Annotated in this window: 19 protein-coding genes; 6 read left to right on the top strand and 13 right to left on the bottom strand. The window is 67.8% G+C overall.

What is annotated here, in order from left to right; genetic code table 11:
• Positions 1-13 precede the first annotated feature (13 nt).
• Both BLR75_RS11025 and BLR75_RS11020 read left to right on the top strand, forming a co-directional pair.
• On the top strand, positions 14-991 hold the full coding sequence (locus tag BLR75_RS11025) for a substrate-binding periplasmic protein (RefSeq protein WP_245726131.1): 978 nt from the start codon (positions 14-16) through the stop codon (positions 989-991).
• A 10-nt stretch (positions 992-1001) separates the two neighbouring features.
• Complete coding sequence (locus tag BLR75_RS11020) at positions 1002-3878, top strand: HD domain-containing phosphohydrolase (RefSeq protein ID WP_084314750.1); 2877 nt, start codon at positions 1002-1004, stop codon at positions 3876-3878.
• A gap of 98 nt (positions 3879-3976) precedes the next feature.
• Here BLR75_RS11020 and BLR75_RS11015 read toward each other — a convergent pair whose 3' ends face one another.
• The 4 genes from BLR75_RS11015 to BLR75_RS11000 all read right to left on the bottom strand — a co-directional run bounded on the left by BLR75_RS11015 (position 3977) and on the right by BLR75_RS11000 (position 7042).
• On the bottom strand, positions 3977-4717 hold the full coding sequence (locus BLR75_RS11015) for a murein L,D-transpeptidase catalytic domain family protein (RefSeq protein WP_084314751.1): 741 nt from the start codon (positions 4715-4717) through the stop codon (positions 3977-3979).
• 68 nt (positions 4718-4785) lie between these two features.
• Positions 4786-5832, bottom strand: coding sequence for a L,D-transpeptidase (locus tag BLR75_RS11010; protein ID WP_084314752.1), 1047 nt, complete (start codon positions 5830-5832; stop codon positions 4786-4788).
• 305 nt (positions 5833-6137) lie between these two features.
• Positions 6138-6833 (bottom strand): pseudouridine synthase, encoded by a 696-nt coding sequence (locus tag BLR75_RS11005; RefSeq protein ID WP_084314753.1) that lies wholly within the window; start codon positions 6831-6833, stop codon positions 6138-6140.
• A complete protein-coding gene (locus BLR75_RS11000) occupies positions 6833-7042 on the bottom strand; it encodes a cysteine-rich CWC family protein (protein ID WP_084314754.1) in 210 nt (69 codons plus the stop codon). Before BLR75_RS11000 ends, BLR75_RS11005 begins: the two co-directional genes overlap by 1 nt.
• A gap of 275 nt (positions 7043-7317) precedes the next feature.
• Between BLR75_RS11000 and BLR75_RS10995 the strand changes: the two genes are divergently transcribed.
• Positions 7318-7515 carry a hypothetical protein gene (locus tag BLR75_RS10995; protein ID WP_084314755.1) on the top strand — a complete coding sequence of 66 codons (198 nt, stop codon included), beginning with the start codon at positions 7318-7320 and terminating at the stop codon, positions 7513-7515.
• Positions 7516-7521: 6 nt separating this feature from the next.
• Here BLR75_RS10995 and BLR75_RS10990 read toward each other — a convergent pair whose 3' ends face one another.
• Positions 7522-8451, bottom strand: a complete 930-nt coding sequence (locus BLR75_RS10990; protein WP_084314756.1) for a LysR family transcriptional regulator — start codon at positions 8449-8451, stop codon at positions 7522-7524.
• A gap of 157 nt (positions 8452-8608) precedes the next feature.
• Between BLR75_RS10990 and BLR75_RS10985 the strand changes: the two genes are divergently transcribed.
• Positions 8609-10537 carry an alkyl/aryl-sulfatase gene (locus BLR75_RS10985; protein ID WP_371858153.1) on the top strand — a complete coding sequence of 643 codons (1929 nt, stop codon included), beginning with the start codon at positions 8609-8611 and terminating at the stop codon, positions 10535-10537.
• 45 nt (positions 10538-10582) lie between these two features.
• Here BLR75_RS10985 and mmsB read toward each other — a convergent pair whose 3' ends face one another.
• The 5 genes from mmsB to BLR75_RS10960 form a co-directional block, all read right to left on the bottom strand.
• Positions 10583-11467: a 3-hydroxyisobutyrate dehydrogenase gene (gene mmsB, locus BLR75_RS10980; protein ID WP_084314758.1), complete on the bottom strand. Its 885-nt coding sequence runs from the start codon at positions 11465-11467 to the stop codon at positions 10583-10585.
• Between the two features lie 151 nt (positions 11468-11618).
• Entirely contained in the window at positions 11619-12722 is a 1104-nt protein-coding gene (locus BLR75_RS10975) for an enoyl-CoA hydratase/isomerase family protein (protein ID WP_084314759.1), read from the bottom strand.
• Between the two features lie 46 nt (positions 12723-12768).
• Positions 12769-13587 carry an enoyl-CoA hydratase gene (locus BLR75_RS10970; protein WP_084314760.1) on the bottom strand — a complete coding sequence of 273 codons (819 nt, stop codon included), beginning with the start codon at positions 13585-13587 and terminating at the stop codon, positions 12769-12771.
• 245 nt (positions 13588-13832) lie between these two features.
• Positions 13833-14996, bottom strand: a complete 1164-nt coding sequence (locus BLR75_RS10965) for an isobutyryl-CoA dehydrogenase (protein ID WP_084314761.1) — start codon at positions 14994-14996, stop codon at positions 13833-13835.
• Positions 14997-15027: 31 nt separating this feature from the next.
• On the bottom strand, positions 15028-16521 hold the full coding sequence (locus BLR75_RS10960; RefSeq protein WP_084314762.1) for a CoA-acylating methylmalonate-semialdehyde dehydrogenase: 1494 nt from the start codon (positions 16519-16521) through the stop codon (positions 15028-15030).
• Between the two features lie 163 nt (positions 16522-16684).
• On the opposite strand from BLR75_RS10960, the gene BLR75_RS10955 reads away from it, so the two are divergent.
• Entirely contained in the window at positions 16685-17566 is an 882-nt protein-coding gene (locus tag BLR75_RS10955) for an AraC family transcriptional regulator (RefSeq protein WP_084314763.1), read from the top strand.
• A 3-nt stretch (positions 17567-17569) separates the two neighbouring features.
• Here BLR75_RS10955 and BLR75_RS10950 read toward each other — a convergent pair whose 3' ends face one another.
• Positions 17570-18424, bottom strand: a complete 855-nt coding sequence (locus tag BLR75_RS10950) for an HDOD domain-containing protein (RefSeq protein ID WP_084314764.1) — start codon at positions 18422-18424, stop codon at positions 17570-17572.
• 70 nt (positions 18425-18494) lie between these two features.
• Here BLR75_RS10950 and ung point away from each other — a divergent pair, with 70 nt between their 5' ends.
• Positions 18495-19190, top strand: a complete 696-nt coding sequence (gene ung / locus BLR75_RS10945) for a uracil-DNA glycosylase (protein ID WP_084314765.1) — start codon at positions 18495-18497, stop codon at positions 19188-19190.
• A 119-nt stretch (positions 19191-19309) separates the two neighbouring features.
• Here ung and BLR75_RS10940 read toward each other — a convergent pair whose 3' ends face one another.
• Both BLR75_RS10940 and BLR75_RS10935 read right to left on the bottom strand, forming a co-directional pair.
• Positions 19310-20350, bottom strand: a complete 1041-nt coding sequence (locus tag BLR75_RS10940; protein WP_084314766.1) for an AbrB family transcriptional regulator — start codon at positions 20348-20350, stop codon at positions 19310-19312.
• Positions 20343-21863, bottom strand: coding sequence for a tripartite tricarboxylate transporter permease (locus BLR75_RS10935; RefSeq protein WP_084314767.1), 1521 nt, complete (start codon positions 21861-21863; stop codon positions 20343-20345). Before BLR75_RS10935 ends, BLR75_RS10940 begins: the two co-directional genes overlap by 8 nt.
• Positions 21864-21873: the final 10 nt, after the last annotated feature.

The raw sequence follows: 21873 nt of genomic DNA, 5'->3' as shown, positions 1-21873 counted from the left end.
GGAATCCGACGAAATGCATTTCTCCGCGTCGAAAATCCGGCAGGTCGCCAAGGGCCGATTACACTTCGTTGAAACGCAATCAATTCTCACTGAGGCACTGTCGTCTGCCTGGATGAAGCGTACCCCTCATCCAGGCCGGCACAATGGACGGGGCGGGTTCATGGCATGCAAACCTTCGCTTTGCGGGCTGGCGCTGACGCTGACGCTGGCCGCCGGCCTGTGCGCGGCGGCTCCGGCGACCAACCGGTTCGGCTGCGAAGAGCCCCTGCGCCTGGCCTTCCACGACAGCGACCTGTTCTACCGCGACGGCCAGGGCATCGATGCCGACCTCCTCGCCGAACTGCAGCTTCGCAGTGGCTGCAGCTTCGAAGCCTCGGTGCGGCCGCGCGAGGAGATCTGGAAGGCCTTGGCGGCCGGCGAGCTGGACATGGCGACCGGCGGAACGCTCAACGCGGAGCGGCGCAGGCAGGCGTTCTTCCTGCCCTACGCCTATGTCCGCGAGAAGCTGATCGTGCCGCTGCGCCTGGCGGCGCAGGTGCGCACCCTGGGCGACGTGCAGCAGATGCCGGGTGCGCGGCTGGGGGTGATTGCCGGTCATCAGCATGGCGTCTACATCGAATCGATGTTGCGGATACTGGGCGCTACGGGACGTGTGCAGGAATACCCCGACGAGGCCGCGGCGTTCGGCGCGTTGTTCGACGGCCGGATCGAGGCGCTGGTCGGCCACGAGCAGAATCTTTTTGGCTCGGCCAGGGATCCCGACAGCCGCAAGCAGTACCGCGTCTTCGATGTGGCCGAGGCGTCTGCGCTGGTGCATGGCCTGATGTTGTCGCGCCGGCATTTCAGCCCGGCGCAGAGCGCCGAGTGGCAGCGTCTGATGGACGGTCTGCGGCTGGACGGAAGTCTGGCGAGAATCGTGCATCGCAATGCGTCGCCGGAGGCAGCGGCGGATCTTCTCGACAGCAGTAATCACCGCAACGTCATGGAATAGGGCTGGCGAAATGAAAATATGCAGACGCGGTATTTCTCTCCAGCCCCTGGTCGCGGGCGCCATCATCGTCAGCATGCTGGTGCTCACCGGCGGCCTGCTGATCCAGGGTTACCGCGGCATCGAAGGCGCGCTGGTGACGGCCGCGGGCGAATCCGCCCGCCAGCTCGGCGCCACCATCAACGAATGCATCCGCCGCCTGATCGACCCGGCCGAAGCGACCCTGCGCCTGCTCACCCACGACTCGGTCGCCACCAGCGACAACCTGCCCGAACGCCTCGACCGGTTGCCGGCGCTGGTCGAGAACCTGCGCTCCAATCCCACCCTGAGCGCGGTCTACGTCGGCTATTCGAATGGCGAGTTCCTTCTCGTCCGCGGCCTGCGCGACGAGCCGATGCGCCAGCAGATGGAGGCGCCGGAAAAGGCCCGTTACCTGGTGCAGAGCATCACTCTGGACGAGAAGGGCGCCAGCCGCGGCGAATGGCGCTACTACGACGACGAGCTGCACCTGCTGGGGATGCGCGACAAGCCCGACTACCAGTTCGATCCGCGCCAGCGTCCCTGGTACAGCGAGGCCCAGGGCAGCAAGGGCACGGTCCTCACCTTGCCCTATGTGTTCTTCACCACCCACCAGATCGGCCTGACCCTGGCGCACCGCAGCGTCGACGGCTCCGCGGTGATCGGCATGGATGCCTCGGTGGACGACGTCGGCGAGGAGATGTACGGCCTGCGCAAGACCGCCAATACCGAGCTGGCGCTGGTGGACGGCAAGGGTTCGGTGATCGCCTATCCGGACCTGTCGCGCCTGCTGGTGCACAACGGCGACGAAACCCGCCTGGCCAGCCTCGATGAGCTGGGCGTGCCCAGCCTCAGGCACTTCGCCGGACTGCCGGTGGCGGAGGGCGTGCCACAGGCATTCGAGGTGGATGGCAACAGCTGGTACGGCGTGTGGGTGCCGCTGTCGGACTTCTCCACCAGCGAGGCGCGGGTGCTGGTCACCATCCCTTCCGACGAACTGCTCGCCGGCGCCCGACAGCTGCTGATGCAGCAGGCCTTGTGGGGCCTGGCGCTGCTGCTGGTGCTGCTGGGGATCGGCTGGTACATCGGCCAGCGCATCGCCCGGCCGCTGAGTACCCTGGCCGAGCAGGTCGGCGCCCTGGCGGCCTTCGATTTCTCCCGGCCGGTGGGCGTCGAGTCGCGGATTTCCGAGGTGCGCGATCTCAGTCGCGTGCTGCGCAGCATGTCGCGCACCATCCACAACTTCCAGTCGATCACCCTCACCCTGAGCCGCGAGACGTGCCTGGAAAGCATGCTCGAAGGCGTGCTCTCGCGCCTGGTGGAAGCCACCGGGGTGAAGGGCGGTGCGGTCTATCTGCTGCAGGAGGAGGACTACCGGCTGCGCCTGGCCTGCTCGGTGAGCGGCGAGCAGTACCCGCAGTCGATGCTGATCGAGGGCTTCGCCGAGGAGCGCCTGGAACGGCAGGTCCGCCAGGCCCTGGCGCGCGACGGCCAGTACCTGGCGGTCTCCCTGCGCAGCCGCGGCGAGGAACTGCTCGGCATACTGGTCCTGCAACTGGAGGAGAGCGACCACGGGCGCAAGCCGCGGCGGCCGTTCATGCGCTTCGTCGAGGAGCTTTCCGGCGCCGCCGCCGTGGCCATCGAGACGCGCCAGCTGATCGAGGCGCAGCAGCGTCTGCTGGACGCCATCATCAAGCTGCTCGCCGACGCCATCGACGCCAAGAGCCCCTACACCGGCGGGCACTGCGAGCGGGTCCCGCAGCTGGCCGGCATGCTGCTGGAAGAAGCCATCCACTCCAGGGATGGCGAGTTCGCCGACTTCGACATGAGCGACGCCGAGCGCTATGAATTCCAGATCGCCGCCTGGCTGCACGACTGCGGCAAGATCACCAGCCCGGAACACGTGGTGGACAAGGCGACCAAGCTGGAGACCCTATACAACCGCCTGCACGAGATCCGCATGCGTTTCGAGGTGCTCTGGCGCGACGCCGACATCGACTACTGGAGCGGCCGCGCCGCCGGCGGCGATGCGGCGCTGCTGGCGAGCCAGCGCGATGCCCGCCAGCAGCAGCTGGTCAGTGATTTCAGCTTCGTCGCCCAGGCCAATATCGGCGGCGAATGCATGAGCGACGAGGAGATCGAGCGCCTGCGCCGGATCGGCGAGCAGCGCTGGATGCGTCATTTCGACGACCGTATCGGCATCTCCTACGAGGAGAGCGAGCGCCTCGCGGCCATTCCGCCTGCCCCGCTGCCGGCCCCGGAATACCTTCTCGCCGACAAGCCCGAGCACCGCGTGTCCTGGGGCGAACGCAAGCCGCCGGTGGACCGCAACGATCCGCGCAACATCTGGGGCTTCGACATGCGCCTGCCGCCCTATGCCAGCAACTTCGGCGAGCTGTACAACCTCAGCGTGCGGCGCGGCACGCTGAACGAGGAAGAGCGCTTCAAGATCAACGAGCACATCGTGCAGACCCTGATGATGCTCACTACCCTGCCGCTGCCCAAGCACCTGCGGCGGGTGCCGACCATCGCCGGCAACCACCACGAGAAGATGGACGGCACCGGCTACCCGCGCCGCCTGACGCGCGAGCAGATGAGCATTCCCGAGCGGGTGATGGCGATCGCTGACATCTTCGAGGCGCTGACCGCGGCGGATCGCCCGTACAAGCCGGCGAAGACGCTGTCGGAGTCGCTGAAGATCCTCGCCATCATGGCCCGCGACCAGCACATCGATGGCGAACTGTTCCGCCTGTTCGTCAGCCGTGGCGTGTACCGCGAATACGGCGCGCAGTTCCTCGATCCGAAGCAGCTCGACGAGGTCGACGTGAAGGCGTTGCTGGAGATGGCCGAGCGGGAGTGGCAGAGCGTCTGAGAGCGTTTCTCTGATGGTTCCCACGCTCCTGCGTGGGAACCGTCCGGGGACGCTCCTGCGTCTCCACGCGGGAGCGTGGGGACGATGGGCCGTCGAGCTTATCGGTGGGCTACGGACTGTGCGTTGCGGTCGTTGCGCGCCAGCACCGAGCAGCTCTGCCCGGCGAGGAATTGCGAGGTCTTCAGCCACTCCTGCTGCGGGTAGTAGGCGAACACGTAGCTGCCTTCCTTCAGCGTGTCGATCAGCTTCTGCGCCACGGCCGGACGCACCGCCGGGCAGCCCTGGCTGCGGCCGAGGCGGCCGAGGGCGGGCACCACCTTCGGATCGGCGTAGGCGGCGGCGTGCATGACGATGGCGCGGTCCTCGCTGTTGTCGTTGAAGCCCGGCTCCAGGCCGAGCAGGCGCAGCGAGCGGCCATGCTTGCCACGGTAGGTGGCGCCGGTCTGGTAGAGGCCGATGGACGACTGGTAGCTGTTCACCCGGTTGGAGAACGAGGTGGCGAGATCGTCGCCGCTGTTCTTGCCGTGAGTGACCCATTCCTCGAACAGCAGCTTGCGCTGCTTCAGGTCGAAGACCCACAGGCGCTTGTCGCGCGAGGGCTTGGAATAGTCGATGACGGTCAGCAGCTCATCCGAGCCGCCCAGCCGCGTGCTGGCGCACTGGTAGGCGTTCAGCGCCAGGCGCAGCGCGGAGAGGCTGGTGGTCGGCGCCAGGCGATGCAGTTCCTCGGCGCTCGGCAGACGGCCGGCATGCGCCGCTTTCCAGCCGCCGAGGCTGAAGAGCGCGACGCTGGCGATGGTGATCCGGAAGATCCCCCAGAATTTCCTGATTGTCGGCATGAATGCAACGTTCCCATGGAATAAGTGTGGTTTTTTCAGGGAAGTGAAGCATTGTGCGTGATTTTTGATCAGTCCGCTGTCTGATTTTTGGCCGATTCCGATGTCATTGGTCGGCTGTTCGTGGTGATCACCGTGAAATCCGGATTGCTCCGCGTCTCGCGGGTCGACGGCAGGTCGGTGATCACCAGCGTGCTGCCGACATCCATCGCCAGCAACAGGGAGCGCAGGAACTGGCGGTCCATGCTGACCTTGCCGAGCTGCTCGGCGGGAGTCATGCCGCGTTCCGGATTGCTCACCTGTACTGCAGTCCAGCGTAGCGCAGGATTGTCGCTGATGATCTGCAGCGGATCGGGTTTCTCCAGCAGGGCGAAGGCCGCCACCCCGGACTTCTCGTGCGGATTCTCGAAGGCGACCGGCGCCGAGCCGATCTGCACGCCGCCACGGTAGACGTAGGCGCGCCGGTCGGCACGGCTGACCAGCACCGACAGCGGCCCCTGCAGTACGCCGGGATCGCTCCAGTACGGCTCCACCGGGGACAGCGGCGGGCCGCTGGGTCGGCCGTCGCTAACCGTCGGCGCCAGCAGTCCCGGATGGTCGACTTCCACCGGCGAGCTGCGGGCGTCGGAGATGATCACCGTGGTGCTGGAGAAGCCGGTGACCTCGTAGAGCTTCCTGGCGAACGCCATCGGCAGGCGGATGCAGCCGTGGGAGGCGGGATAGCCGGGCAGCCTGCCGGCATGCAGGGCGATGCCGTCCCAGGTCAGGCGCTGCATGTAGGGCATGGGGGCGTCGTCGTACAGGTCGGAGCGGTACTCGACCTTCTTCTGCAGGATGGAGAACACGCCGGTCGGGGTTTCCTTGCCCTTCTTGCCGGTGCTGACCGTGGCGACGCCGATGGCGATGCCGTTGCGGTAGACGAAGACGCGCTGCTCGCTGAGGCTTACCACCAGCGTGACCGGGCCCTGGGGGGAGATTTCCGGGTACCAGAGGAACTGCCCGGGCTTCAGCGTTCTCACGGCATGGGACAGATCGCTCAAGGGCGAAGGTTTGTTAGGCGAGGCAACGACCAGGCTGGTGGCCAGTCCGAATGCCAGTGCGGTCAACAGTCTCTTCATCGCCACCTTCCTGCGGTGCCCGGGTGTCAAGGCAGCTTAACTGCGAAGGGCGTGGCTGCAAACCGGGGGCTGCAGGAGCGGGCCATGCCCGCGAAAGGTATGGTACGGGTGGCGTCGTGGCGCCAGAACGGTGGACGTGAAAAGCCACGTCCACCCTACGCACGGGGGCAGTCCTGTAAGCGGGCCATGCCCGCGAAACTCCGGCGCTGGCGATGTCGCGCGCATGGCGCGCCCTAATGTGGCGGTGGATAACGCTGGCGCGTTATGCACCCTACGCAAAGCCACCGAACCCGCAGAAGCGGCTGTCAGCCGAGAACGGCGATTTCCGCAGCGGTCAGGGACCGGTATTGCCCGGGTGCGAGGGTGGGGTCCAGGTGCAGGCTGCCCATGCTCTCCCGGTGCAGGCGCGTCACCCTGTTCTGGAAGTGGCCGAACATGCGCTTGACCTGGTGATAGCGCCCCTCGTGCAGGGTCAGCCGCGCCGCGCGCGGGGCGAGGATGTCCAGTTGCGCGGGGAGGGTGGTGAGGTCCTCGAAGCGGAAGTACATGCCGCGGGCGAAGGTTTCCGCGTAGTGCGCCCCGATCGGGTCTTCGGTCTCGACGTAATACACCTTGGGCAGCTTGCGCCCGGGCAGGGTCATGCGTCGCGACCACTGGCCGTCGTTGGTGATCAGCAGCAGGCCGGTGGTGTTGTAGTCGAGCCGGCCGCCGATGTGCAGTTCGTCCTTGTCCGGCTCGTCGAGCAGGTCGAGCACGGTGCGGTGTTCCGGGTCGCGGGTGGCGCTGACGCAGCCCTGCGGCTTGTGCAGCATGAAGTAGCGCGCCGGCTTGCCCTGCTGCAGCGTCTCGCCGTCCAGCTCCACCCGGCTGAATACCCGCACCTCGTGGCGCCCGTCGCGCACCGGCTGGCCGTCCACCTTCACGCGTCCCGACGCCAGCAGGAGGCGGGCATCCTGGCGGCCGAACTGCGGCAGGTTGGCGAGGAAGCGGTCGAGGCGCATCAGTCGTGTTCGGGCGGCAGGTTGGCGGCGCAGCGCGGACACAGGCAGGCGCGGTTGCGCTGTTCGGGCGGGATGCGTTCCAGCGCGGCGGGATCGACGCGGGTCTCGAAGCACCAGCACGCCTCGCCCCGGCGTTCGGGATCGGCCTGGGTGCAGCGGTTGCTGTGGCCGCAGAGCGGGCAGCGGGTCGGGTCGAGGGTGTCGGTCATGCCGGTGGGCGGGTGATTGCGCGGGGCGCATAGGGTGGAGCGTCGCATGGTGTGGCGCAAGGGGTTTCGGATGGAGAGCCCGGTTTCGGGCTTGCGGGCACCTTATGCTGCTGTGCGACTTTCCCGAAAGTTCCCGGCGTTATATGTAAATTGATGATTTACAAAGGGTTTACCTTCGACTGCGGCACCCGGTTGCGGCACATCTGTCTGATCCTGTGAGTCCGACAAGCATTGGCCTGCAATTCCGCACGGCAACCGGACCTTCAGGAGGCGCCATGCGTCGCATCATCGCTGCTCTGCTGCTGTTCCTTCCGCTGACCGGCTGCGTGGTCCACGAGCACCACCATGACAACGACCGCTACCGCGGCTGGAAAGACCGTTCCCATTACGACCGCCCGGTGCCGCGCAATTACGACCGGCGCGACCATGACCGCCGCGACCGGGACCACCGGGACCGCGACTGGCACCGCTGAGTCCGCTCAATCCTGCCGCTGCGGAGCGGGCTGGGTGGCCTGGTCCTCGCGCAGCAGGTATTCGACGAACACGCTGGCCGCCGGCGACAGGCTGCGGCTGGCGTGGCGTACCAGGCCGTAGGCCGAGCCCTGGCGCTTGCCGTCTTCCCCCGGCTGCGGCCAGCGCACGGTCGCCAGTTCTCCGCTCGCCACGTCCCGGGCCACCACGTCCCAGGAGGCCACGCAGACCACGTCGCTGCCTTTCACCAGTTCCTTGAGCAGCAGAACGTCGTCGCACTGCACGCCGAGCGACTGTACGTGACCGAGGGTGCGCGCCAGCCGCTCCAGGGCGCTGGGCGGCAGGCGCGGACCGGCCAGGGGATAGCCTCCGAGATCCTCCGGCGTGACCCGGGCACGGCCGTGCAGCGGGTGGCCCGGGCGGCAGAACAGTACGATGCGGTGGGGTTGCAGCGGCTGGATGTCCAGCCGCGGGTCGTCCATCAATTCCCGGCAATCGGCGACGAACAGCTCCAGTTCGTCATCCAGCAGGCGCTGGTGGAGGACCTGCCAGTTCTCGATGGTGAGCAGCACCGCGACCTTCGGGTGGGCGCTGCTGTAGCGCGCGAGCGTCTGCGGAATCAGCCGTGCCGCCGGCAACGGGCCGCAGCCCAGGCGCAGTTCCCCGGTTTCCAGGTTGGCCAGTTGCTGCACGGCATTGTCCAGCGCGCGGCTGCCGGCCAGCAGCCGGCGCGCATGCTCCAGCACCAGCCGGCCGTGGGCGGTGAGTGTCACTCCGCGCGGATTGCGATCCACCAGCCGGCAGTTCAGCTGGCTTTCCAGCGCCTGGATGCTGCGCGACAGCGCCGGCTGGCTGAGACTCACCGCTTCCGCGGCGCGGGCGAAATGGCCGTGGTCGGCGAGGGCGGCGAAGTGGCGGAGCTGGCGTAGGTCGTTCATGCGTATGCTGCATCGGATGTTCGATTGGAATGCATTGGAATTATTGACTGGCTCGTCGGCATAGTGCGAGGGCAATTCCAATAACAAAGGTTTCCGGAGCGCTTCGATGATTCGCCTTTCCGCCGCCATTTTCCTGGCCAGCATTTCACCCTCCCTGATGGCCGCCGACGTCGACGGCCCCAAACCGCCGACTGCCTTCACCATCCAGGCGCAGAAGCAGGTCAAGGCGAGCCTGCCGTTCAGCGACCGCGCCGACTTCGGGCGTGTCGAGAAGGGCCTGGTCAAGCGCCCGGAAAACCTGGTGATCAGGAACGAGGACGGCAGCGTCGCCTGGCAGCTGGGCGGCTACGAGTTCCTCGCCGACGGCAAGGACTTCGACAGCATCAACCCGAGCCTGCAGCGCCAGGCGCTGCTCAACCTCAAGTACGGCCTGTACAAGGTCGCCGACGGCATCTACCAGGTACGTGGCTTCGACCTGGCCAACATCACCTTCGTCGAGGGCAAGAGCGGCTGGATCGTCATCGATCCGCTGACTACCCCGGCGACGTCGACGGCCGCCTATGAACTGGTCAGCCAGGAGCTCGGGAAGAAGCCGGTCAAGGTCATCGTCTACAGCCACGCCCATGCCGACCACTTCGGCGGCGTGCGTGGCCTCGCCAGCCAGGAGCAGGTGGACAAGGGCGAGGTGCAGATCGTCGCGCCGAACGGCTTCATGGAAGCCGCGATCAAGGAGAACGTGCTGGCCGGCAATGCCATGATGCGCCGCGCCTCCTACCAGTACGGCTCGCTGCTGCCGCGGGGACCGCAGGGGATGGTCGACATGGCCATCGGCAAGGCCACGGCGCGCGGCCCGCTGACACTGCTGGCGCCCACCCGGGTGATCAAGGGGGCGCTGGAGGATGTCCAGCTGGACGGCGTGACCTTCACCTTCCAGAACACCCCGGGCACCGAATCGCCGGCGGAAATGAACATCTGGCTGCCGCAGCAGAAGGTGCTGCTGGTTTCCGAGAACGTGACCGGCACGCTGCACAACCTCTACACCCTGCGTGGCGCCGAGACCCGCGACGCGCTGGGCTGGAGCAAATACATCAACGAAGTGCTGCACCGCTTCGGCGACCAGGCCGAGGTGATGATCGCCTCGCACAACTGGCCGCGCTGGGGCCATGACGACATCGTCCGCACGCTGGAGAAGCAGCGCGACCTGTACGGCTACCTCCACGACCAGACCCTGCACCAGGCCAACCAGGGCGTGACCATCAACCAGATCCACGAGCACATCGAGCTGCCGAAGGCGCTGGCCAACGAGTGGTACAACCGCGGCTACCACGGCTCGGTCAGCCACAACGTGCGCGCCGTGGTGAACAAGTACCTGGGTTACTACGACGGCAACCCGGCGACGCTCAATCCGCTGGCGCCGGAGGAATCGGCGAAGAAGTACGTGGAATTCATGGGCGGCGGCGAGAGCCTGCTGAAGATGGCCCGCCACTGCTACGAGCAGGGCGAGTACCGCTGGGTGGTGGAAGTGGTCAACAAGCTGGTCTTCGCCGAACCGGGCAACAAGGCCGCCCGCGAACTGCAGGCCGACGCCCTGGAGCAGCTCGGCTACCAGGCGGAGAACGCCGGCTGGCGCAACAGCTACCTGACCGCTGCGCAGGAGCTGCGCAAGGGCGTGCCGCGCAAGCTGCCGGTGCCGAAGATGGCCGGTGGTGACGCGCTGAAGGCAATGGATACCGGCCTGATCTTCGACTACCTGGGCGTGCGCCTGGATGCGGCGAAGGCCGAGGGCAAGGACATCGCCATCAATCTGGTGCTGCCGGACATCGACAGGAAATACCTGGTGGAGCTGAAGAACTCGCACCTGAACAACATCGAGGGCGTGCAGAGCCCGAAGGCCGGGCAGACCGTGACCATCGACCGCGCGGATCTCAACCGCCTGCTGCTCAAGGAGGTTTCCGCCGCCAGGCTGATCGCCGAGGGCAAGCTGAAGTCCTCCGGCGACCCGCAGCTGCTGGGACAGCTGTTCGGCATGCTCGACGACTTCAACTTCTGGTTCGACATCGCCACGCCGGCCGGCCAGGAAGGCTGATGGAAGGGCCCGGTGCCCCTGCACCGGGCTTTTCGCCGGGTCCCGTCAGGATTCGAACAGTTTCTGCACCGAGGAGAAGTCCTTCTCCGCATAACCCTTCTTCAGCAGCATGCGGTACAGGCTCAGCGCCAGGCTTCCCATCGGCGTGCTGTTGCCGGTCAGCGCCGCGGCCTCCTGGGCGAGGCCCAGGTCCTTGGCCATCAGCGCCGACATGAAGCCGCCCTCGTACTCGCGCGAGGCGGGGGCGTTCTCCATCACCCCGGGCCAGGGGTTGTACACCTCCAGCGCCCAGTTGCCGCCGGAGCTGCGGCGCATGATCTCGGACAGCACCTTCGGATCGAGACCGTTGGCCACGCCCAGCGCGAGGGATTCGGCGGTGCCGATCATCAGCACGGCGAGCAGCTGGTTGTTGCACACCTTGGCGACCTGCCCGGCGCCGTCGCCGCCGGCGTGGAAGATGTTGCGGCCCATGGCCTCGAACACCGGCCGGGCCTTCTCCAGCACCGCCTCGTCGCCGCCGACCATGAAGGTCAGGGTGCCGGCGGCCGCGCCGGCTGTGCCGCCGGAGACCGGCGCGTCGAGCATCTCGAGGCCGCGTTCGGCGGCGGCATGGTGCACCTTGCGCGCCGAGGCCGGGGCGATGGTCGAGCATTCCAGCACCAGGGTGCCGGGGGCGATGTGCGCCAGCAGGCCGTCGTCGCCGAGGTAGAGGCTTTCCACATGGTGGCTGGCGGGCAGCATGCTGATCACCACGTCGACGCCCTGCACCGCGTCGCGGGCGCTGCGCGCGGCGCTGGCGCCCTGGGCGACGGCGGTGTCGATGGCGCTCTGCACCAGGTCGAAGACCCGCAGCAGGTAGCCGGCCTTGAGCAGGTTGGCGGCCATCGGCGCACCCATGTGGCCCAGGCCGAGGAAGGCGATCTGTTTCATCTTCGTTCTCCTGTCAGGTAGGAGAAGTGTAGATAGCCGACCGGATAACGACGGGGGATGTACTTGGACTGTAGGAGCGGGCCATGCCCGCGACCGGTTTGGGGCCTGGGTCGCGGGCATGGCCCGCTCCTACAGGGGGGCGCGAGCAGGATCACAGATCCGCCAGCGGATGCGCCCCCTCCCAGGTCGGCGTGAAGTGTGCCTCGATCACCGCCGCCGGAATCGCCGTCACGTCCGGCCAGTGCCAGTTCGGCTTGTTGTCCTTGTCGATCAGCCGGGCGCGCACGCCTTCCGGGAATTCCGGGTGGCGGCAGCAGTTCAGGCTCATGGCGTATTCCATGCGGAACACTTCGGCGGTGGACAGGTGGCGGGCGCGTTTGATCTGTTCCCAGACCAGGTGCGCGGTCAGCGGGCAGCCGGCCTTGAGCGTGGCGGCGCCGCGGGCGATCAGCGGGTCGGCGTCGTCCACGCGGGCGACCAGCGCCTGCCAGGCTTCGACCAGGTTCGCGCCGTCGAGCAGCGCGTCGATGCGTTCGCGGCGTGGCAGCAGCTGGGCTTCCGGCAGTTCGGCGCGGGCCTCGTGTTCCAGCGCCCTGAGCAGGCTGTGCAGCTGCACGTCGGCCTGGTCGCGCCAGTTCAGTTGAACCAGCCCTTCGATCAGGTCGTCCTGCTGCGAGTCGAGCAGGAAGCGGTCGGCCAGGTCGAGGTCGAGGGCGTCGCGGGCGTTCATCTGCGTGGTGGTCAGGCCGAGGAACAGGCCGAGCTTGCCCGGCAGGCGGGCGAGGAACCAGCTGGCGCCGACGTCCGGGTACAGGCCGATGTTCATCTCCGGCATCGCCAGCCGGCTCGACGGGGTGACGATGCGCACGCCGGAGCCCTGCATCAGGCCCATGCCGCCGCCCATCACGTAGCCGTGGGCCCAGCAGATCAGCGGCTTAGGATAGGCGTGGATGGCGTAGTCGAGGCGGTATTCGTCGGCGAAGAAGCGGCGGGCGAGGGCGGGTACCTCGCCGGGATGCTCGCGGCAGGCGTCGACCAGCTTGCGCACGTCGCCGCCGGCGCAGAAGGCCTTGGCGCCGTTGCCGCGCAGCAGCACGCAGGCGATCTGCGGGTCTTTCGCCCAGGCATTCAGGCGCTCGCCCAGCGCCTCGATCATCGGCAGGCTGAGGGCGTTCAGGCTCTTCTCCGAGTCGAGCGTGGCGACGCCGATGCGGTAGCCGTGCAGGCTGGGGCGTTCTTCGAACAGTACGTTCATGCAGGCAGTCTCGTGATTGTTTGTTGCGCCGTTATTTATTGCGCCGTTATTTATTACGCCACTGGGGCTCGCGTTTTTCCAGGAAGGCGTTGACGCCCTCGCGGGTGTCGTCGGCATCGAACAGGTCGACGAAGCGCTCGCGCTCCTCCGGCAGCCAGCTGTTCGGGCCGCGTTCGCGGGCGCCCTGGATCAGCGGCTTGATGGTGCGTACCGCCACCGGGCTCTGGCGCGCCACCTTGGCTGCCAGCAGCAGCGCGGTACCGCGCGCCTCGCCGCTGTCCACCACCTGCTCGACCAGGCCGATGCGCAGGGCGGTCTCGGCGTCGATGCGCTCGCCGCAGAGGATCATGCGCTTGGCCCAGCCTTCGCCCACCAGCCAGGACAGCGCCTGGGTGCCGCCGGCGCAGGGCAGCAGGCCGACCGCGGCTTCCGGCAGGGCCATCTGCGCCTGGCGCTCGGCGATGCGGATGTCGCAGGCCAGCGCGCACTCCAGGCCGCCACCCATGGCGTAGCCGTTGATCGCGGCGATGGACACGCCGCGGAAGTCGCGCAGCGCCTCGAAGGCTTCGCCGAAGCGGCGCGCCATCTCGCGGGCGCGGGCCTTGTCGCCGTCGGCGAACATGTTCAGGTCCGCGCCGGCGGAGAAGAACTTCGGACCCTGGCCGGTGACCACCAGCGCGTAGATGTCATCGTCGCGGTTGAGGTGCTCGACGACCTGGCGCAGGCCGATCAGCGAATCGCGGTCCCAGGTGTTGGCCGGCGGGTGGTTGATGGTGATCAGCGCGGTGTGGCCGTGCTTTTCCACGGTCAGCTTGTGGGTGAGGTCGAAGACGCCGGGCTTGTAGGGTTCTACGGCATTGCTCATGAGTCTCTCCTGGTCTCGATGCCGCGCCGGGCGCAGGCAGGGATGGTGTCGGTGACTGTAGGCAGCGGGGCGGCCTTCAGTCCATGTCCGATCTGTTCAGTTTCGCCCGCGCGGGGCGGGCGGTTTTTCCATTGGGATGGCATGTTCCCGTAGGTTGGGTGGAGCGAAGCGATACCCAACATTCCACAGCCGCATGGATATCGCTGCGCTCAACCCATCCTACGAAGAGCAGCCACGTGCAGGCGTTACAACAACCGATCCAGCATCCCCCCCTGTTCCAGCAGCCGGCGGGCGACGATCACGCGCATGATCTCGTTGGTGCCTTCGAGGATCTGGTGCACCCGCGCGTCGCGCACCCAGCGCTCCAGCGGGTAGTCGTTGAGGTAGCCGTAGCCGCCGTGCAGTTGCAGCGCGTCGTTGCACAGGGCGAAGCAGCGATCGGTGGCGAAGCGCTTGGCCATGGCGCAGTACAGCGTCGCCTCGCCGTCCTTGTGGTCCAGCTTGTGCGCGGCCAGGCGCACCATCTGCCGGCTGGCGGTGAGGTCGGTGATCATGTCGGCGAGCTTGAACTGCAGGGCCTGGAACTCCGCCAGCGCCTTGCCGAACTGCTTGCGTTCCTCGACGTAGCGCAGCGACTGCTCCAGCGCGGCCTGGGCGGCGCCGAGGGAGCAGCTGGCGATGTTCAGGCGGCCGCCATCGAGGCCCTTCATGGCATAGATGAAGCCCTGGCCTTCCGGGCCGATGCGGTTGGACGCCGGGATGCGCACGCCCTCGAAGGTGATGGTGCGGGTCGGCTGGGCCTTCCAGCCCATCTTGTCCTCGTTGCGGCCGTAGCGGATGCCTTCGGCGTTGGCCGGCACCAGGAAGCAGGAGATGCCCTTGGCGCCTTCCACCCCGGTGCGCGCCATGACGATCAGCACGTCGGTGCTGCCGGCGCCGGAGATGAAGGTCTTGGCGCCGTCCAGCACGTACTCGTCGCCATCGCGGCGCGCCCGGGTGCGCAGGTTGGCGGCGTCGGAGCCGGCATCCGGCTCGGTCAGGCAGTAGGAAGCCAGCAGCTCGCCGCCGATCAGCCCCGGCAGCCACTGTTCCTTCAGCGCCTCGTCGCCGAAGGAGGCGAGCATCCAGGCCGCCATGTTGTGGATGGTGATGTAGGCGGTGGTGGCGACGCAGCCGGCGGCCAGTTGCTCGAAGATCAGCGAGGCGGACAGCCGCGACAGCCCGAGGCCGCCGTCTTCCTCGCGGATGTACAGGCCGAGGTAGCCCTGTTCGGCGGCGCGGCGGATCACGTCCACCGGGAAGTGGTGCTGGCGGTCCCAGTCGGCGGCGTGCGGCGCCAGCTCGTGGCTGGAGAAGGCGCGGGCGCTTTCCACCAGCAGGCGTTGTTCTTCGGTGAGGTCGAAATTCATGCGGCTTCCTCTTTCTTGTACTGCCGTCGGGCTATTTCAGATGGATGGTCATGTTCGGTCCGCCGACCGGGGAGTCGTCGAACCAGCGGGTGGTCACGGTCTTGGTCTCGCTGTAGAAGCGCACTGCCTGCTTGCCGTAGGCGTGCAGGTCGCCATAGAAGGAGCCCTTCCAGCCGGTGAAGGAGAAGAAGGGGAGCGGCACCGGGATCGGCACGTTGATGCCCACCTGGCCGACTTCCACCGCGTGCTGGTAGTGCCGCGCGGCGCCGCCGGAGCGGGTGAACAGGCTGGTGCCGTTGCCGTAGGGGTTGGCGTTGACCAGGGCGATGGCCTCGTCGAGGGTGTCGACTTCCAGGCAGATCAGCACCGGGCCGAAGATTTCCTCGCGGTAGATGGTCATCTTCGGCGTCACCCCGCGGAACAGGGTCGGGCCGAGCCAGTTGCCGTCCGGGAAGCCTTCCACCTGGCACTGCGAGCCGTCGAGCAGGCACTCGGCGCCTTCCGCCTTGCCCTCGGCGATCAGGCGCAGCACCCGCTGTTTCGCCTGCGGGCTGATCAGCGGGCCGTAGGAGGCGCCCTGGTCCTTCCAGTGGCCGGGCCTGAGTTCGGCCATGCGCTCGGCCAGCTCGGGAATCCACTCGCGCGATTCGCCGACGAACACCGCCGTGCTGATCGCCATGCAGCGCTGGCCGGCGGCGCCGCAGCTGGAGCCGATCAGGTTGCTGATCACCTGGTCCTTGTGCGCGTCGGGGAGGATCACCATGTGGTTCTTCGCCCCGGCGAACGCCTGCACGCGCTTCAGGTGCGCGGTGCCGGTGCGGTAGACGTGCTGGCCGACGGCGACCGAGCCGACGAAGGAGATGGCGCGGATGTCCGGGTGGGTGAGCAGCGCGTCGACCTGTTCGCGGCCGCCGTGGATCACCTGCAGCACGCCCTTCGGCGCGCCGGCCTCGATGAACAGCTCGGCCAGCCAGTTGGGCGTCAGCGGGTCCTGCTCGGAAGGCTTGAGGACGAAGGTGTTGCCGCAGGCGATGGCCATCGGGAACATCCACAGCGGGATCATCGCCGGGAAGTTGAACGGGGTGATCCCGGCGCATACGCCGAGGGGCTGGATCCAGCTGGCGGTGTCGATGTCGCGGGCGACGTTCTCCACCGTCTCGCCCATCACCAGGCTGGCGACGTTGGCGGCGTGCTCGACCACCTCGATGCCGCGCCAGATGTCGCCCTTGGCGTCGGCGAAGTTCTTGCCGGTCTCGCTGGCGAGCAGCTCGGCCAGTTCGTCGTGGTGTTCCTTGAGCAGCTGCTGGTAGCGCAGCATCAGCCGCGCGCGTTCGGTGACCGGCGTCTCGCGCCATTCGAGGAAGGCCGAGCGGGCGCTGGCCACGGCGGCCTCGATCTCCTCGCTGGTGGCCTTGGGCGCCAGCGCCAGCACTTCCTGGGTCGCCGGATCGGTGACTTCGATCAGCTCGCGGGAGCGACTCTGGCGCCACTCGCCGTCGATCAGCTGGGGAATGGTCCTGGCCATGGCAGCCTTCCTTCCCGGTTCGCCGGGTATTGTCGTTGGGGGAGAGCGCCGGCAGGCGCTTTGTTGTTGTTTATAGCCGTCCGGGAAGGCGCTGTGGATTGACGATCTTGCGCCAGGGATGGACGATATTGCTGTTCATCCCGTCTCCGGAGAGTCGCTTCGCATGGCCCGCAGTCCACTCACTTCCGCCTGGCCGCTGCCCCAGGACGGCGTGCGCTTCATCACCCCGCCGCGCCTGCGCCGGACCCTGGCGCGGCATCCGCTGGGACAGGCGTGCTATCCGCTGGCGCTGGGCTACTACCCGAACGCCGGCGAGCACCGCATGCAGCGCGACGCGCCGGATGACTACCTGCTGATCTACTGCCGCTCCGGGCAGGGCTGGCTGGAAACCCCGGATGGACGATTCGAGGTGGCTGGCGGCGATCTCCTGCTGCTGCCCAAGGGCCGGCCGCATGCCTATGGCGCCGATGAACGGCGGCCCTGGTCGATCTTCTGGGTGCATCTGGACGGCACCCTGATCGAGGAATACCTGCGCCCGCTGGGCAAGTCGCCGCGCCTGCGCATCGGCGTGCAGCCGCGCCTGCTGGCGGAGTTCGACGCGCTGCTCGGCCTGCGCCGCCAGGGTCTCAGCCTGCCGCACTTCATCCACGCCGCGCACCTGCTGCAGAGCCTGCTGACCTCGCTGGCGCTGCGCCCGGTGCGGGCCAGCCTGAAGTCCGGGCGGGTGCTGGACATCGAGGCGGTGCAGGCGATGATGCGCGACCACCTGCACGACGCCCTCAACCTCGACGGCCTGGCCGCGCAGTTCAAGCTGTCGCGCTTCCACTTCGCCAAGACCTACCGCGCGCTGACCGGCCAGGCGCCGATCCAGGATTTCATCCGCCTGAAGATGGCCCACGCCTGCCGCCTGCTCGACGAGGGCAGCCTGGAGGTGCGCCAGGTCGCCGAGCAGCTCGGCTATGCCGATCCGTACTACTTCTCGCGGCTGTTCAAGCGCGTGGTGGGCATGGCGCCCACTCACTACCGGGCGCTGCACCAGGGCTGAGGATCAGCAGCGGCTGCCGAGCAGCAGGCGCCAGCGGGTGATGGCACCGTCCAGGGATTCGCGCAGGACGGCGGGATCGGCGGGCAGGGTGGGGCAGGCGGCCAGCAGGCGGCGGTAGGCGGGAAGATCGTCGGTCGCCGGGGATTCTTCCTGCAGCAGGCGGGCGACCTGCAGCAGGTCGGTCAGGTCGGCCGGGCCGGGGTGCTGGCGCTGGCGATCCAGGCGGTAGCGGGCGCATTCGATCATCACCGTGGGCAGCTTCCATACCGTCATCACCACCACGCCGACGCTGCCGGACAGTTGCTCGCAGAGATCGTGCAGGCCCTGTTCGTCGCGCGGGCGCTCCGGCCAGCGCTGCAGCTCGGCCAGCAGAGGCAGGCTGCCGACATCCTGCAGCAGGCCGGCGAGCAGCGCGTCGGCGGCATCCGCCACGCCGCTGCATTCGGCCAGCGCGGCGCAGCAGGCTGCGCATTCCAGGGCGGCCTGCCAGCGGGCGCGGAATACCCGCTGGAACAGCGCATCGGTGCCGATGAACAGGTTGCGCAGGCTGAAGCTCAGCACCAGGCTCTGCAGCCGGCGCGTGCCCAGGCGGGCCAGCACGTCGCGCAGCGAGGTGCACGGACGCACGCCGCGCAGCAGCGGGCTGTCGGCGTACTGCATGAGCCAGGCGGCCAGCGGCGGGTCGGCGTTGATCGCCCGGCACAGTCGCTCCAGCGAGGTGCGCGGGTCCTCCAGCAGGCGGCGCACGCGCAGCAGCGCCTCGGGCATCTGCGGGACCCGCGCTTCGCCCTTGAGGAAGCGGTTGTACAGGGCGAAGCGCAGGGCGTCGGCGGTCAGGGGCGTGGTGGGCGATTCCATTCGGCTTTTCACGTTGACAAGGGGACGGGGCTTTTCTAGGGTGCGGCGGCCATTTTCCATCAGGTGCGCCATGAGCCCGAGCGACGATCGTATCAAACTGGAACCCGGCTGGAAGGCCGCCCTGCGCGAGGAATTCGAAAAGCCCTACATGAAGGAGCTGAGCGACTTCCTGCGCACCGAGAAGGCGGCCGGCAAGGTGATCTACCCGCCCGGCCCGCTGATCTTCAACGCGCTGAATTCGACGCCGCTGGACAAGGTGAAGGTCGTCATCATCGGCCAGGACCCCTACCACGGCCCGGGCCAGGCCCACGGCCTGTGCTTCTCGGTACAGCCCGGCGTGCCGGTGCCGCCGTCCTTGCAGAACATCTACAAGGAACTCAAGCGCGACCTGAACATCGACATGCCCGGGCACGGCTACCTGCAGCACTGGGCCGAGCAGGGCGTTCTGCTGCTCAACACCTCGCTCACCGTCGAGCAGGCGCGCGCCGGTTCGCATGCCGGCGCCGGCTGGCAGCAGTTCACCGACAAGGTGATCGAGGTGGTCAGCCAGCAGCGCGACCACCTGGTGTTCCTGCTCTGGGGCTCCCATGCGCAGAGCAAGCAGAAGCTGCTCGACCCGCAGAAGCACCTGATCCTCAAGTCGGCGCACCCGTCGCCGCTGTCGGCGTACCGGGGGTTCCTCGGCAACGGGCATTTCAGCCGGACCAACAAGTTCCTCGTCGAACATGGGGAGCAGCCGATCGATTGGGCTCTGCCGCCGGTGTGATTTGTTCGCTGTAGGAGCGGGCCATGCCCGCGAATCGCGCGCCCGCGCGTACACAAAAAAAGGCCCGCACAAGGCGGGCCTGAAAATCGCCGGGCACTCTTCCGGCGAGCGTGGTTGCTTCAGTCGAGGGCTTCCGCCCGTCGCTGCCAGAGCCTGAAACACGGCTCCGCCAGAAACAGCACCAGTACCAGCCGCAACACCTGCAGCGCCGTCACCAGCGGCACGGAAAGCTGCAGCGCCTCCGCCGTCAAGCTCAGTTCGGCGATGCCGCCGGGCATCACGCCGAGCAGCAGCGACTGGCGATCCAGCGTGCCGAGCCAGCCGAGCAGTGCCGCCACCAGCGCGGCGGCGAGCATCATCCACAGGGTGCAGAGCAGGCTGCGGCCGACGAAGGCCGGGGCGCCGCGGAAGAAGCTGCGTTCGAAATGACAGCCCAGGGCGCTGCCGATCAGCCACTGGCCGAGGGCGCTGCTGCCGTGGGGCAGGGCGATCTGCAGGTCGCAGGCGATGCAGGCGACGGCGCTGACCAGCAGCGGGCCGAGCAGCCAGGGATTGGGCTGGCGCAGTTTCTGCCAGAGCACTGCCAGCACCGCGCCGGCCGGCAGCAGGAGGGCCAGCCAGCGCCAGTCCACCGGCAGGGAATGCGTCTGCGGCGCGGGCGTCTCCAGCAGGAACTTGAACGCCGCCGGCACCAGCAGCACCACCAGCAACAGACGCAGGCTCTGCGCCGCGGCTACGCGGCTGAGCACCGCGCCGTGGCGGCTGCCGAGGTTGACCATCTCGCTGGCGCCGCCCGGCATGCTGGCGAAGAAGGCGGTGGCGCGGTCCTCGCCGCCGCGGCGCATGAGCACGATGGCCAGGACGCTGGAGAGGGTGGTCGCCAGTGCGCCGACCAGCACGATGCCGCCGTGCGCCAGCACCTGTTCCACCACCGCCGGGGTGAAGTGCAGGCCGATGCCGGTGCCCACCAGCCACTGCCCGCACTTGCGCGCGCCGGGGACTTCGCCCAGGCGCCAGTCGAACAGGCAGCGGGCGACGATCACCGCCAGCAGCGAGCCGATCATCCACGGCAGCGGCCAGCCGACCAGACTGGCCAGCCAGCCGCCGAGGGCGCCGATCAGGGGCGTTGCCCAGAAGCGGCGCCAGTGCATGTCACGCATCGGCCAGTTCGCCCGCGGCGGCGCGGCGGGCGCGCTTGCGCCAGGCGCGGTACAGCGGCAGGCCGAGCATCAGCGCCACCAGCGCCCAGGTGCCCAGGGTGATCGGGCTGGACCAGAGGATCGACAGCTCGCCGCTGGAGATCGACAGCGCGCGGCGCAGGTTCTGTTCCATCAGCCCGCCGAGAATGAAGCCGAGCAGCAGCGGCGACAGCGGGAAGTCCAGCTTGCGCAGGATGTAGCCGAGGATGCCGATGGCGACCATCAGGAACAGGTCGAAGGTGGTGGCATGCACGGCGTACACGCCGATCGCGGTGATGATCGCAATGCCCGGCACCAGCGCCCAGTTCGGCACCGAGAGGATGCGGGTGAAGACCCGGACCATCGGCACGTTGAGGATGATCAGCATGACGTTGGCGACGAACAGCGAGGCGATCAGGCCCCAGACGATCTGCGGCTGCTCCTGGAACAGCAGCGGGCCGGGGGTGATGTTGTACAGCGACAGCGCGCCGATCATCACCGCGGTGGTGCCGGAACCGGGCACGCCGAGGGTCAGCATCGGCACCAGCGCGCCGCAGGCGGAGGCGCCGATGGCGGTTTCCGGGGCGGCCAGGCCGCGCATGTCGCCCTGGCCGAACTTGCCCTTTTCGCCGGCATACTTCTTCTCGGTCATGTAGGCCACCGCGCTGGCCAGGGTCGCGCCGGCGCCAGGCAGCACGCCCATGACGAAGCCGAGCAGTCCGCAACGCAGGTTGACGACGAATACCGACGCCGCTTCCCTGAGGTTGAACAGCATGCGCCCGCTGGCCTTGACCGCCTGGTGGCCATGGTGGGTCTTCTCCAGCAGCAGGAGGATCTCGCTGACCGAGAACAGCCCGAGCACCAGCACGACGAACTGGATGCCGTCGGAGACGTGGATGTTGTCGAAGGTGAAGCGGTACACGCCGCTGTTGGCGTCGATCCCGACGCTCGACAGGAACAGCCCGAGCAGCGCCGCCAGCAACGTCTTCAGCGGTTTGTTGCCGGCCAGGCCGCCGAGGGCGACGATGGCGAACACCATCAGCACGAAGTATTCCGCCGGGCCGAAGGCGATAGCCCATTTCGCCAGCAGCGGCGCGAACAGCACCATGCCGCAGGTGGCGATGAACGCGCCGATGAACGAACTCCACGCCGACAGCGACAGCGCCACACCGGCCAGGCCCTTGCGCGCCATGGGATAGCCGTCGAGGGTGGTCATCACGGTGGAGGCTTCACCGGGGATGTTCAGCAGGATCGAGGAGATCCGCCCGCCGTACTCGCAGCCGAGGTACACGGCGGCGAGCAGGATCAGCGCCGACTCCGGCGGCAGGCCGAGGGCGAAGGCCACCGGGATCAGCAGGGCGACGCCGTTGATCGGACCAAGGCCGGGGAGCAGGCCGACGACGGTGCCGATCAGGGTGCCGATCAGCGCGGTGATCAGGTTGTACGGGCTCAGGGCGACGCCGAAGCCCTGGCCGAGATAGCTCAAGGTTTCCATCTGGCAGACC

The organism is Pseudomonas jinjuensis, from assembly GCF_900103845.1.
Lineage (GTDB): Bacteria > Pseudomonadota > Gammaproteobacteria > Pseudomonadales > Pseudomonadaceae > Pseudomonas > Pseudomonas jinjuensis.
This window is presented reverse-complemented; position numbering and strand designations above follow the sequence as displayed.